General features: G+C 43.5%; 11 protein-coding genes. 5 read left to right on the top strand and 6 right to left on the bottom strand.

Annotated features, from left to right (window positions below; all coding sequences use genetic code 11):
* Positions 1-66: 66 nt before the first annotated feature.
* A complete protein-coding gene (locus DXA07_RS12905; RefSeq protein WP_147352424.1) occupies positions 67-324 on the top strand; it encodes a hypothetical protein in 258 nt (85 codons plus the stop codon).
* Here DXA07_RS12905 and rlmD read toward each other — a convergent pair.
* The 5 genes from rlmD to DXA07_RS00595 form a co-directional block, all read right to left on the bottom strand.
* Entirely contained in the window at positions 288-1,739 is a 1,452-nt protein-coding gene (rlmD, locus tag DXA07_RS00615) for a 23S rRNA (uracil(1939)-C(5))-methyltransferase RlmD (protein WP_118482883.1), read from the bottom strand. The two genes, DXA07_RS12905 and rlmD, sit on opposite strands and share 37 nt — an antisense overlap.
* 19 nt (positions 1,740-1,758) lie before the next feature.
* Positions 1,759-2,700, bottom strand: coding sequence for an HD domain-containing protein (locus DXA07_RS00610; protein WP_021944344.1), 942 nt, complete (start codon positions 2,698-2,700; stop codon positions 1,759-1,761).
* Positions 2,701-2,716: 16 nt separating this feature from the next.
* Positions 2,717-3,346, bottom strand: a complete 630-nt coding sequence (gene upp, locus DXA07_RS00605) for a uracil phosphoribosyltransferase (RefSeq protein ID WP_118482881.1) — start codon at positions 3,344-3,346, stop codon at positions 2,717-2,719.
* A 206-nt stretch (positions 3,347-3,552) separates the two neighbouring features.
* On the bottom strand, positions 3,553-4,158 hold the full coding sequence (locus DXA07_RS00600) for a transglutaminase family protein (protein WP_008401776.1): 606 nt from the start codon (positions 4,156-4,158) through the stop codon (positions 3,553-3,555).
* A gap of 63 nt (positions 4,159-4,221) precedes the next feature.
* A complete protein-coding gene (locus tag DXA07_RS00595) occupies positions 4,222-5,421 on the bottom strand; it encodes a class I SAM-dependent rRNA methyltransferase (RefSeq protein ID WP_021944346.1) in 1,200 nt (399 codons plus the stop codon).
* A 221-nt stretch (positions 5,422-5,642) separates the two neighbouring features.
* Here DXA07_RS00595 and uvrB point away from each other — a divergent pair, with 221 nt between their 5' ends.
* From uvrB to DXA07_RS00580, 3 genes are all read left to right on the top strand, one after another.
* Positions 5,643-7,631: an excinuclease ABC subunit UvrB gene (gene uvrB / locus DXA07_RS00590; RefSeq protein ID WP_117807834.1), complete on the top strand. Its 1,989-nt coding sequence runs from the start codon at positions 5,643-5,645 to the stop codon at positions 7,629-7,631.
* Positions 7,632-7,949: 318 nt separating this feature from the next.
* Complete coding sequence (gene uvrA, locus DXA07_RS00585) at positions 7,950-10,787, top strand: excinuclease ABC subunit UvrA (protein ID WP_118482879.1); 2,838 nt, start codon at positions 7,950-7,952, stop codon at positions 10,785-10,787.
* Positions 10,788-10,873: 86 nt separating this feature from the next.
* Positions 10,874-11,302, top strand: a complete 429-nt coding sequence (locus DXA07_RS00580; protein ID WP_118482877.1) for a hypothetical protein — start codon at positions 10,874-10,876, stop codon at positions 11,300-11,302.
* A gap of 47 nt (positions 11,303-11,349) precedes the next feature.
* On the opposite strand, the gene DXA07_RS00575 is transcribed toward DXA07_RS00580, so the two are convergent.
* A complete protein-coding gene (locus DXA07_RS00575) occupies positions 11,350-12,657 on the bottom strand; it encodes an MATE family efflux transporter (RefSeq protein WP_118482875.1) in 1,308 nt (435 codons plus the stop codon).
* Positions 12,658-12,907: 250 nt separating this feature from the next.
* Here DXA07_RS00575 and DXA07_RS00570 point away from each other — a divergent pair, with 250 nt between their 5' ends.
* Positions 12,908-13,945, top strand: a complete 1,038-nt coding sequence (locus tag DXA07_RS00570; RefSeq protein ID WP_117784623.1) for a YeiH family protein — start codon at positions 12,908-12,910, stop codon at positions 13,943-13,945.
* Positions 13,946-14,378 lie beyond the last annotated feature (433 nt).

Here is a 14,378-nt window from a genome sequence, read left to right as displayed (position 1 = left end):
ATTTTTATCATTATAGCACAAAATAAAGATTACACAATGTGTAATATGATGGTGAGATGATCGCATTTGCTTGAAAGAGTAAATGCTACTGGATTTAGTATAACCTTAATGGAGTATATTAAGCAGGATGGAATGGTAATTGGTGTGAGTACTGGAAGCCTTCTTTTCTCAAATAATTTGGTAGGAAATTTAGGGCTCATAAATACAAGATTAGATGTGCATTGTCCGAATGGAGAAGAGAGAGGTAAGGGAGAATATCCGCTAAAGGAGGTTCTGCTCTCACTTCGCTATGCTCGTGACAGCAGAACTACGGACTCAACATGACCGGTGTGGCCAAATTGGTCGACGACAGCGACTTTTTCGAGGTGGTAGCCGGCGGGAGTGAGGATGGCGATGTCACGGGCAAGGGTTGCGGGATCGCAGCTTACATAGACAAGCCGTTTTGGATTCATCCGGATCAGGGTGTCAAGGAGTACCTTGTCACAGCCTTTTCTTGGTGGATCGACAACGACGACATCTGCCTGGGAACCATCGCCGCCTTTTTCGTAAATGGCAGGAACGACTTCCTCCGCTTTTCCGGTAAAGAATTCGACGTTGTGGATATCGTTAAGTTCCGCGTTTTTACGGGCATCCAGAATTGCCTGGGGAACGATCTCCACACCGTATACCTGTTTTGCTTTCTGAGCAAGGAACAGGGAAATGGTTCCGATGCCGCAGTACATATCCCAGACAGTTTCTTCACCGTTCAGATCTGCATATTCCAATGCTTTTTCATAAAGTACCTTAGTCTGCACAGGGTTTACCTGATAGAAGGACAGAGGTGAGATCCGGTATTTTACATTGCCGATATAATCTGTGATGTATGGACTGCCCCACAGTGTTTTGCAGGTTGGCCCAAGAATCTTATTTGTTTTTTCTGTATTGATGTTCAGGCAGATTGAAGTCATTCCGGAAATTTTTGTCAGACGGGAGATGAGTTCATCTGCATGAGGTAGTTTTTTTCCATTTACGATGAGACAGACCATAACTTCGCCGGTTGTAAACCCGACACGGGTCAGAATATGACGTACCAGACCCTGTCCGGTTGTTTCGTTATAAGTGGAAATGTTATATTCCGTGAGAAATGCACGGATGATCGGCAGAATCTGATCGTTTACTTCTGCACCGATCGCACAGGTATCGGAATCGATGATTGAATGGGTTCTGCCGGCATAAAAGCCGATCACGATATTGCCGTTTTTGTCTCTGCCAACCGGAAACTGTGCTTTATTTCGATAGTGGTATGGTTCTTTCATACCATAGATCGGTTCCATCAGAGTATCGGGATTCTCAATCTTGCCGATCCGGCGCAGACATTCTCTTACCTTGTTCCATTTGTATTCCAGCTGTTTCTCATAGGAAATGTGCTGAAGACTGCATCCGCCACAGCTCTTTGCGACCGGGCAGACCGGAGTTACGCGGTAAGGGGATGGTGTGATCAGGCGAACCAGCCGTCCGTAGGCGATCGATTTCTTTGCCTTCATGATTGAGATCTCGGCTACATCACCGATTACCGTATCTTTGACAAATACAGTGATATTCTGCACGTTATTTCCATCTTCGGATGAAGCTTTCGTGGAAATGTCTGTGCCTGTTTTGTTATTTGCTACATCAGAAAGAGAGAGATGGCCGATGCCTTCTCCCTCATTTCCCATGTCCGTTATTTCTATTGTATATATACTGTTCTTTTTAAGTTCCATAAAATAAATATCGTATCCTTTATTTTGTAGATCTGCGGATATTACTTTCTATCATTTTATTGTAACCAAGCCAGCCGGTCTCGTCCTTGCTGTCTAATGCTTCCATGAATGTCTGGATCTTGGCATCTGTATTATCGGCAAATGATAATGCAAGTGCTTCGATCAGGGCAGGCTTCTTTGGAGAGCCGTATTCCAGTTCGCCGTGGTGGGCGAGGATACAGTGCTCCAGTTCGTTTGCTTCCTTTGCAGGAAATTCCGGAACAGAATCACGAATCTTGTCGCGGATCATCATAGTACCCATTACGATGTGACCAAGTAACTGACCGGAATCTGTGTAATCGTTTTCCGGGAATGTTGAAAGCTCATAGACCTTGCCGATGTCATGAAGCATGGCAGCAGTCAGGAGCAGGTCACGATTTAAGATCGGGTAGTATGTAGTGTAGTAGTCACACATGCTGGTAACTGCCAGAGTGTGCTCTAACAGACCACCGACAAATCCATGATGAATGGATTTGGCAGCCGAATGCTTTTTGAATTCTTTTGCAAGAGCTTTGTCCTCTACAAAGAAGCTTTCCAGAAGCTTTTTGTAGTAAGGCTTTTCGATCGTTGCGATAATGCCAAGCAACTTGTCAAACATTTCATCGACATTTTTCTTCGTGCATGGCATATAGTCGTTGATATCGTATTCCCCTTCTTCAGCGATACGGATCTTCTTAATTGTCAACTGGAGAGTGTTGTTAAATGAGGTAACCTGGCCGTCAACCTTAACATAGTTCATGGATTCAAAATGTCCAATTCCGCTGTTTAGTTCCCAGATCTTACCATCCATTGTTCCGCTGGCATCTACCAGCTGCAGAGAATAGTAGGATTTACCTGATTTTGTCTTTCCTGTGATCTTGTTTTTGCAGAGGTAAACCTCTGAAACCATTTCGCCTTCGCGAAGCTCGTGTATATATCTCATAATGTAAGCCTTCCTGTTATTTTGTTCCGAAAATTCTGTCGCCGGCATCACCGAGACCCGGGCAGATGTAAGCATTTTCATTTAAGCATCTGTCAAGCTGACCAACATAGATCTGGATGTCCGGGTGATCCTTCTGAAGTCTTTCCAGACCTTCGGGAGCAGCGATGATACACATGAATTTGATATTCTTGCCGCCGTGCTGTTTGATAAATGAAACAGCTTCGGAACCGGAACCGCCAGTTGCTAACATTGGATCAACAACGAGGATTGTTCTTTGCTCGATTGGATCCGGCAGTTTACAGTAATATTCATGTGGTTCGTGTGTTTCCGGATCTCTGTAGAGCCCGATGTGTCCAACTTTTGCAGATGGAACCAGAGCAAGGATGCCGCTTACCATACCAAGACCGGCACGGAGGATCGGTACAACTGCCATCTTCTTGCCTGCGATCATAGGAGATTTGCAGGTTTCAATCGGAGTCTTGATCTCTACATCTTCTGTAGGCAGATCACGAAGTGCTTCGTAGCCCATAAGCATAGCGATTTCTTCTACAAGTGTACGGAATTCATTTGTTCCGGTGTTCTCGTTTCTTAACATTGATATTTTGTGTTTGATCAAAGGATGATCCATAATTGTGACATTACTCATATCGGTAACCCCTTTTCGTAAAATTTTTAACTGTGTATAATTCTACCATAAGACAACAGGAAATTAAACCCTGCGATACCGGAAAAATCAACGGAAAACATTTCGGATAGACATAAAAAATCATCGACCGCGCCAACAGAACAGTTTTTAGAATGATCAGGAAAAACTGTCGGTCGGCAGGACCGATGATTTTGTAAAATATAATATTAATCGTTGTAGTCCGGCAGATCGTTATAGTACATTTTGATCGCATTTGTGCTCTTTTCCAGAACTGCCATTGTCGATGGAAGAGGAACCGCGATCAGATCGTCGAATTCAAATTCACCAAGCTCCGGTCGGATCTCATATCCAAGATTTCGTTCGTTGATCGAGAAATCAGCTTGAAACTGGTAATTGTTTCCTCTGGCGTCCAAGCGGATCCATTTCTTGACATCCGGTTCAAATACTGCATTCAGTGCATGAAGTGCCAGCTTGTTATCATATGTGAATCGTTTGATCCTCTGGTAGCAGAATCCGGTGTAAATACCGTTTGCACGCATCAGTGCGGCTAACAGATTTGCCTTTGAATAGCTGATGCCGGTTTTCTTTTCCAGAACATCTGACGCAGAGATTGTGATCGTGGAATCTTTGGCGTCCCAGGTGTGATCAATTTCATCTCTGACAAAATAATATATGGTTTCTATTTTTTCGTAAACAGATCTGCAGTTTTTGGTAAGATCCATAGCCTTCTCCATAACCATGGGATTGTCGAAATCGACATATTTATCATACTGTAGATATGCTGCATCCCTATTTCTCTGTATTAGCTTCATGTTTACCTCCCAAAAGTATTACAAGTAAGATAAATGACAGAGGACCAATCTCTGAAACTCCAGCTATTTGTCGCTGGTTACTTGAAATATGTAGAACTTCAGATAGTATGATTCATCTGCAGCCCACAGAATCGGATGATCAGGAGCCTGAGTACGGAATTCAACCTGTCTCAGTCGTTTGTGAGAGTTGGAAGCAGCCTGTCCGATGGTTTTTGTAAAGAGTTCATAGTCCATGAAATGGGAGCATGAACAGGTGGCAAGAAAGCCGCCATCTTTAACGAGCTTCATGGCTCTCAGATTTATTTCCCGATAACCTTTTACAGCGTTTTTAATTGAGTTGCGTGATTTTGTAAATGCAGGTGGATCCAGAATTACAACGTCGAATTTCTCGCCCTGTTCTTCCAGTTCAGGAAGCAGATCAAAGACATCTTTACAGATAAATGTAACCGAATCCTCCAGATGGTTCAGCTTTGCATTTTCCTGTGCCTGTCTGACCGCAAGTGCGGAAGCATCTACACCCAGTACGCTTGCGGCACCGGCAATTCCGGCGTTCAGCGCAAAAGAGCCTGTGTGTGTGAAACAGTCAAGAACTTTTGCATCCTTACAAAGACGCTGGATTGCAAGTCGGTTGTATTTCTGATCAAGAAAGAAGCCGGTCTTCTGACCGTCTTTTACGTCAACAATATAGTGTACGCCATTTTCAACAATTTCCACGTTCGTGTCGAATTCATCCCCAATGAATCCCTTGAATGGCTGCATCCCTTCATTTATTCTAACTTTAGCATCGCTACGCTCATAAACACCTTTGATTATTATACCATCCGATTTAAGGACATTTTTTAAAATATTTATTAACAAATTTTTAACTCTGTCAATTCCAAGTGCAAGTGACTCAACGACCAGCACATCTTCAAATTTGTCAATCACAATACCGGGCAGGAAGTCTGCCTCGCCAAATACGATACGGCAGCTGCTTGTATCTACGGTTTTCTTACGATAATCCCATGCTGCCTGCAGACGCATGCGGAAGAAATCTTCATTGATCTCGGTATCGACGTGACGTGTCAGCATACGGACAGTGATCTTGGAATTCGTATTGATAAATCCCTTTCCCATCGGATATCCGTCAAAGTCTTTTACAATGATGATATCCCCGTTTTCAAAACTCCCCATGATGGTATCTATTTCATTGTCATAAATCCAGGCGCCGCCGGCTTTGATGGTTCTGCCCTCGCCCTTCTTTAATGTTACGATTGCGCTCATGTTACACCTCGTTCATTTTTTTGATAAGACATAGTATACCATGGATGGCATGGTTTTTAAATCCGCTTTGCGGATGACACAGTGGGAAGCGGAAGGTTCTTATAGAATAAAGAACAAATATTCGATTTGCTCTGTACTTTTTTTAAATGGAATGATATATTAGACAGAGAACAATAATAAGAATATTGATTGTATTTAGATAGATATATCAGGAGAATATAATGGATCATTTCAAATTAGTATCAGAATATCAGCCGACCGGTGATCAGCCGCAGGCGATCAAAGAGCTGGTGGATGGATTTAAAGAGGGAAACCAGTTTGAAACCCTGTTAGGTGTAACCGGTTCCGGTAAGACATTTACCATGGCAAATGTAATAGCACAACTGAATAAACCGACGCTGGTGCTTGCGCATAACAAAACGTTGGCGGCACAGTTGTATTCGGAAATGAAGGAATTCTTTCCGGAAAATGCGGTAGAATATTTTGTTTCATATTATGATTATTATCAGCCGGAAGCATATGTGGCATCGACTGATACTTATATAGCGAAGGATTCTGCGATCAACGATGATATTGATAAGATGCGTCACAGCGCAACTGCGGCATTGATAGACAGAAAAGATGTTGTGGTCGTATCCTCGGTATCCTGTATTTACGGTATCGGTGATCCGGATGAATATCGGGAGCAGATGCTGTCGCTCCGTGTCGGAATGATCAAGGATCGGGATATGGTGATTGATGAACTGACGGATATCCAGTATGTCAGAAATGATATGGATTTCCACCGTGGAACATTTCGTGTACACGGGGATGTGCTGGAGATCCTTCCGGTATCGACATTTGAAGATGCTGTGCGGGTTGAATTCTTTGGTGATGAGATTGATCGTATCTGTGAATTCGATCCGTTGACCGGAGAGATCAGGCGCAGCCTGAATTTTACCTGTATCTTTCCTGCTTCTCATTATGTTGTCGGACATGAGAAGCTGGAACGTGCACTTACAAAGATCGAAGCGGAATTGGCTGAACGGGTGCAGTATTTTAAGGAAAATGATAAGCTGATCGAGGCACAGCGAATTGAAGAACGGACAAATTTTGATATAGAGATGATGCGGGAGACAGGCTTTTGTTCCGGTATCGAGAACTATTCAGGGCCATTATCCGGCAGAGAATCCGGGGAGACTCCGAGTACATTGTTGGATTTCTTCGGTGATGATTTCCTGTTGATCATAGATGAGTCGCATATGACGATTCCACAGGTCGGAGGAATGTATGCAGGTGACCGTTCCAGAAAACAGAATCTGGTAGATTATGGATTCCGTCTGCCATCCGCATTGGACAACCGTCCGTTGAATTTTGAAGAATTTGAATCGAAGTTAGATCAGGTGTTATTTGTATCGGCGACACCATCAAAATATGAAGCAGAGCACGAGCTGCTCCGGGCTGAACAGATCATCCGGCCGACCGGATTGCTGGATCCGCCGGTGGATGTCCGTCCGGTAGAAGGACAGATCGACGATCTGATGTCAGAGATATTGAAAGAGACAGAACAGGGACACAAGGTTCTGGTTACAACACTTACAAAACGTATGGCAGAGGATCTGACAGATTTTCTGCGCGAGAATGGTATTAAGGTCAAATATCTTCATTCCGATATTGATACAATGGAGCGTGTAGAGATCGTGCGCGATCTCAGAATGGGTGTATTTGACGTATTAGTTGGTATCAACCTCCTTCGTGAGGGACTTGACATTCCGGAGATCACACTGGTGGCTATCCTGGATGCAGATAAAGAGGGCTTCCTGCGTTCGGAGACTTCATTGATCCAGACGATCGGACGTGCTGCGAGAAATTCAGAAGGTCATGTTATCATGTATGCGGATACCATGACGGATTCCATGAAGCATGCGATCTCGGAGACGAATCGACGCCGGAAGATACAGGATGCATATAATAAAGAACATGGGATCATACCGAAGACGATCCAGAAGAGTATCCGTGATCTTATTACAAATGAAGTCACAGAAGATAAACCGGTTGTGGATGCTGAGAAAGATATTGAATCCATGACCAAGAAAGAGCTGAAAGCAATGATCGATAAGCTGACAAAGAAGATGAACATGGCAGCCGCTGACCTGAACTTTGAAATGGCAGCGATCGTCCGTGATGAGCTGAAGAAGTATAAAGAAGCACTTCGGGACTATGATAAGTAGAAAATACAATACAGATCATGCTGTCGTACTAATTGAAAGTGTATAAACATGTATGATCATAATATTATTTGTTTGAATATTAGTTGTTAAACTAATATGAAAGATATCATTACTATTATGAAGTAAGCCTTATCCGAGGCCGGTACTTAAGTTGCGTTTTTTGCAACTTTATGTACCGCTGCACGAGGATACGAGCGGAAGCGTCTTACGGAATAATATGTAATGTATCTTTCATATTGTATAAAAGTAATAATAAATATAATGATCATACATGTTTATAAGATTCAAATAAAATGAGCAGAAAGAAGGTCAACCGAAATGGGTGATATTAAGTATATTACGATTAAAGGTGCAAAAGAACATAACCTGAAGAATATAGATGTGAAGATTCCGAGAGATAAATTTGTCGTTGTGACAGGTCTGTCCGGTTCGGGCAAATCCTCACTGGCATTTGATACGATCTATGCCGAAGGTCAGCGACGCTATATGGAGTCCTTATCTTCCTATGCAAGACAATTCCTTGGACAGGCAGAGAAGCCGGATGTCGAGAAGATCGAGGGCCTGTCGCCTGCGATATCGATCGATCAGAAATCGACGAATAAGAATCCGAGATCCACAGTCGGAACAGTAACAGAGATCTATGATTATTTCCGTCTGTTATATGCAAGAGCAGGAATCCCACACTGTCCGAAATGTGGAAAAGTGATCAGCAAACAGAGCGTGGATCAGATGGTAGACGATATCATGCAATTGCCGGAACGGACAAAATTCATGGTACTCGCACCGGTTATAAGAGGCAGAAAAGGGGAACATGTGAAGCTGTTGGAGAAGGCGGCAAAGAGCGGTTTTGTCCGTGCGATCATTGATGGCAGCATGTATGAGTTATCCGAGGAGATCAAGCTGGATAAGAATAAGAAGCATAATATTGATATCGTTGTGGATCGTCTGGTCGTTCGTCCTGATATGGAACGAAGACTGACAGATTCTGTAGAGACAACTCTGCGGATGGCAGAAGGTCTGATGAAGATTGAGGTTATAAATGCAGATGGAGAAAATGAGATCTTGAATTTCTCTGACAGCTTTTCCTGTCCGGATTGTGGAATCAGTATTGATGAGATCGAGCCCAGAAGCTTTTCATTTAACAATCCATTTGGCGCATGTCCGTGTTGTGCCGGTCTGGGATTTAAGATGGAATTTGATCCGGATCTGATGATCCCGGATACCAAGCTGTCGATCAATGAAGGAGCAATTGTTGTGCTGGGCTGGCAGTCCTGTAATGATGGAAAGAGTTTTACAAATGCAGTGCTTCGTGCATTGGCAGAGGAATATCATTTCTCACTGGACACACCGTTTCAGGATTACAGTGATGAGATCAAAGATCTGTTATTATATGGCAAGAACAGCCATCCGGTAAAGGTTCACTATAAAGGACAGCGTGGAGAAGGCGTCTATGATATTACATTTGAAGGTCTGATCAAGAACGTCCAGCGAAGGTACCGGGAGACCGGAGGTGAGACGACCAAGGCAGAGTATGAGACTTTTATGACGATCACGCCATGTGAAGAATGTAAGGGAAAACGTCTGAAACCGACAGCACTGGCTGTTACGATCGCCGATAAGAATATTGATGATCTAACCAGAATGTCGATCGAGGATCTTACAGACTTTATGGATACTATTAAGTTGACAGATCGGCAGATGCTGATCGGCGGGGCAGTTTTAAAGGAGATCCGGGCGAGACTGCATTTTCTGATCGATGTAGGCCTTGATTATCTGGCACTTTATCGTTCTACAGGCACATTGTCCGGTGGCGAGGCACAGCGAATCCGTTTGGCGACACAGATCGGTTCCGGGCTTGTGGGCGTTGCTTATATTCTGGATGAACCAAGTATCGGTCTGCATCAGAGAGATAATGATAAGCTGATCGGAGCATTGGAGCATTTGCGTGATCTTGGAAATACTCTGATCGTAGTAGAGCATGATGAAGATACGATGCGTGCTGCGGATTATATTATAGATATCGGTCCGGGAGCCGGTGAAAATGGTGGTTATGTCGTTGCGGAAGGTACGGCAGAGGAGATCATGAAAAATGAGAACTCGATCACCGGTGATTATTTAAGCGGAAGAAAAAAGATTCCGGTACCGGAGGTACGAAGAAAGCCAACGGGCTGGCTGACCGTTCAGAATGCTTATGAGAACAACCTGAAGCATATTGATGTGAATATACCACTGGGTATTATGGTATGCGTGACTGGTGTATCCGGTTCGGGAAAGAGCTCACTTGTAAATGAGATCTTATATAAGAAGCTGGCGAGAAGACTGAACAAGAGCCGTATCAAACCGGGACATCATGATCATATTGTGGGTTACGATGCACTCGATAAGGTGATCAATATCGATCAGTCACCAATCGGAAGAAGCCCGAGATCGAACCCGGCAACCTATACAGGTGTATTTGACATGATCCGTGACCTGTTTGCAAATACAAAGGATGCCAAGGCAAGAGGATATAAGAAGGGAAGATTTTCATTCAATGTATCGGGTGGACGATGCGAAGCCTGCCGTGGTGATGGTATCATCAAGATCGAGATGCATTTCCTGCCGGATGTCTATGTTCCTTGCGAGGTATGCGGCGGCAAACGGTACAATCGTGAGACGCTGGAAGTAAAATATAAAGGTAAGAGCATTTATGATGTTCTGGATATGACTGTGGATGAAGCCTGCGAGTTCTTTGCAAATGTTCCAAGTATCCTGCGCAAGATCGAGACGTTAAAGGATGTTGGTCTGGGCTATATCCGTCTGGGACAGCCATCTACTACATTATCCGGCGGAGAGGCACAGAGAGTGAAGCTTGCGACGGAGCTTGCCAGACGTGGAACCGGAAAGACGATCTACATTCTGGATGAACCGACGACCGGACTTCATTTCGCCGATGTTCATCGTCTGGTGGATATTCTTCGCAGACTTAGTGACAGCGGAAATACCGTAGTTGTTATCGAGCATAATCTGGATGTTATAAAGACTGCCGATTATATCATCGATATGGGACCGGAAGGCGGTGTCCGTGGTGGAACAGTGATCGCACAGGGAACACCGGAGGAGATCGCAGAATGTGAGAATTCATATACCGGACAATATCTGAAGCGGTATTTATAAAGTGTGAAGATAGAGAATACAATTAAGCTCTTATATAGATATCAGTTTTATAGAATGTGTAGAATTGATATAGAGGAATTAGCAACATGAGGAATGATAAGATTATTGGCGCATTGATCGGCCTTGTAGGTGCGGCCGGTAATTCCGGCTGGACAGAGAAAACAGATCAGACGATCGTAAGTGCGTTATTACAGGAAGACAATGATGAGACAATAGAGGAAATACACCGGGAGAAATACCGGCTTTCTCCCGGTTGTTCCACCTGTACGGCTCCATGCGGGAATACATCTGATTATGATATGAGCTGTTTCTGGAATGGCAGCCTGGAAGAACGGAAGCGTAAGCGTGACATAATCAATGAATTACAGCAGGTGGCAGAACAGTATAATAACGGAAAACTTAAGAGATTACCTGAGGTCTGTTTTCGTGCACTTGCATGCTTTTCTTATGGCATGGACGAAGCTGCATACGAGTCTTTAATGAGCGACTTCCATAATATAGCCGAAACTGTTTAAGAGCAGAACTGCAGATAGAGTTACAGTTATATCTTAGCGTTTATGTTCTATATAGATTTGCTTTTCAGGCAGCCAAGGCTGACAAATAACACTACGACTTCAACGATCGGCATAACAAACCACAGGCTGGATGCACCCAGACACAATGGAAATACAAGGATACAGATACTGCTTAAGATGATATTTCGGAGCAGTGAGATGCACAGGGATTGTGCAGATTGCAGTATCGCCTGTAAATAGTAAGAAGTCAGCAGGTTAATGCCAAATGGCAGGAATGCAAAAAAGTAGGTTCGTACACCCAGATTTGCAATATCAGTCAGTGTTGGATTCATTTTAATAAAAATACGACAGACCGCAGTCGGGAATAAGATTCCACTAAGTGAGAAGATGGCACCCATTATAAGGATAGTGGTATATGCCATCTTTTTTATTCCTTTGATTCGGACCCCATTTCCTGCACCATAATTAGTAGAGATAACAGGCTGGATCGACTGACCGACTCCGGTAAACAGGGAGTTGAACAGGATTACACAGTTTGAGATCACGCTGTAGATCGAGAGTGCATTTTCACCGCAGTATTTCAGGATCTGTATATTAAACAGCAGTACGATGAATCCATTTGCAAATTCATTGAAAAAACTTGGGATACCACCGACAATAATATGACGGATACTGGGAATCGTGTGAATCGGTCGGATGAAATGAAGACCGTTTTTGCGTGAGAAAAAGTGTGAGCCACCGACAATTACCTGGATAGTCATACCGAGAACGGAAGCGAATGCGGCACCGCCCATTCCCATATGCATAGGAAATACAAAAATGATATCCAGTGCGATATTTACGACGCCGCCAAGCAGAACTCCCGCCATTGCACGGTTTGGATCATTGTCGGCACGGATAAAGATTGCTACATAATTTGAAAATACAGCAACCGGAAGGAAAATGTTGATATAACGCATGTAGGACATGGCGTATGGGAATAAGGTGTCATTTGCTCCCATCAGATGAAGCAGCTTAGGCATGCAGGTGGCATAGATCAGCCATAAAAGGGCAGTAACAGCCGTAATCAGGAAAAAAGAGATCGTAAAATAACGATTGGATTTCTGATGATTACCACTTCCCCTGTGAACACTCATCTGTACAGAGCCGCCGACACCAAACAGGATTCCGGTTGACATCAGGATGCAGAGAAGTGGTGTTGTAATACTTAGGGCAGCAAGAGCATCTGCGCCGACACCTTTTCCAATGACGATCGCATCTGTCAGTGTATAAATAGACATAACCATGGCACTTCCAAGTGATGGTATCAGAAATTTGAAGTATAATTTTTTCAGATTGTCTTTTAATAAATCCATTATAAGTCCTCCTATGCTGTGCTGTTCACAAAAAAAGAGCCAGATAAGATAATCTTATCTGGCTCATAACATTCATGTCCATCCGGGAATCCTGAATAACATTCAGAACACCTTGCAAGGTATATCATATATACCGTCCGATTCGTGCCTATTATACCAAGTTGATAGAAAATGTCAATCAATTTTATGGCATTTTTAGTATGCGGGTGTTATAATAGCATCCGCAAAAAACACAGTGAGGTAGGAATAAATGAATTTTATTAAGAAAAACTGGATAGGAATTCTGGTGTGTTTTATCATAGCAGTTCCTTCATGGTTAATTGGAAAACGGTTTCCGGTTGTCGGCGGACCGATCATTGCGATATTAGCCGGTATGTTGATCGCACTTGTATGGACGGATAAGGGAAAGGCAGAAGCCGGTATCAAATGGACATCAAAGATTGTTTTGCAGACAGCCGTTGTATTATTAGGATTTGGCATGAATCTCGGAGTAATCCTGCAGACAGGAAAACAGTCGCTTCCGATCATTATCTGTACGATCGGTACATCCTTATTGATCGCATGGATCCTTCGAAAGGTGATGAAGGTTCCGGCAAATACTTCGATTCTTGTCGGTGTTGGATCTTCTATCTGTGGTGGTTCTGCAATCGCAGCAACAGCACCGGTTATAGATGCAGATGACGATGAAGTCGCACAGGCTATTTCTGTTATCTTTTTCTTTAACGTGCTTGCGGCTATCTTCTTCCCAATCATTGGAAAAGTAATAGGATTTGACACGGCATCCGGTGATGCATTTGGAATATTTGCGGGAACAGCCATCAATGATACATCTTCTGTAACAGCGGCGGCATCAACATGGGACAGCATGTGGAATCTTGGAAGTGAGACTCTCAATAAGGCAGTAACGGTAAAACTGACCAGAACACTGGCAATTATACCGATCACATTAGTGCTTGCGGCAGTTCGTGCAAGACAGGCGGCAAAGACAGAGCAGAAGACAAATGGATTCAGCTTGAAAAAAGCATTTCCTATGTTCATTCTGTATTTTGTGATCGCATCTATAATCACAACGATCTGTATCAGTCTGGGCGTAAATGCGGATGTATTTGCACCGTTAAAGGAGCTGTCCAAATTCTTCATTATCATGGCTATGGCGGCGATCGGGTTAAACAGCAATGTTATTAAGCTGATCAAAACCGGTGGCAAGCCAATTCTGTTAGGGGCATGCTGCTGGATCGGCATCACACTGGTCAGCCTGCTTATGCAGCATGTTATGGGAATCTGGTAAAGAGATATAGGAATGCCCGTGGGGCTCAAACAGGCACCCACATTTGCTGATATATGCAGTTCATCACGAAATCCTCGCAATATTTTTCAGGTATTATGCCGGCTGGCAGCTATGCCCGGGGACGTTCCTGAATGAAAATATTTATGTAGCATGAGAGAAAATTCTCCATAGCACAGAATATCATAACATAGTACAAGCCGGATATGGTTTATGAAGCAGAACGAGATTGTAAGGCAGTTGTCAGATGATACATTCACTATTATGAAGCAAGCCTTTTTCAACGTCGGTTCTTAGCGAACTACCACAGGTAGTGAGGTTAGAACCGTTACGTTGAAATAGAGCGAAAGCGCCTTGCGGAATAATATGTGAAATGTATCATCTGGCAACTGTTATACAGAAACTCAATCTGCTACATAAAGCCATATCCGGCTTG

It is taken from the genome of Clostridium sp. AM54-37XD, from assembly GCF_003478225.1.
GTDB classification, from domain to species: Bacteria; Bacillota; Clostridia; order Lachnospirales; family Lachnospiraceae; genus Coprococcus; species Coprococcus ammoniilyticus.
The sequence above is the reverse complement of the archived record's forward strand: the minus strand, read 5'-3'. Positions and strand labels throughout refer to the sequence as shown.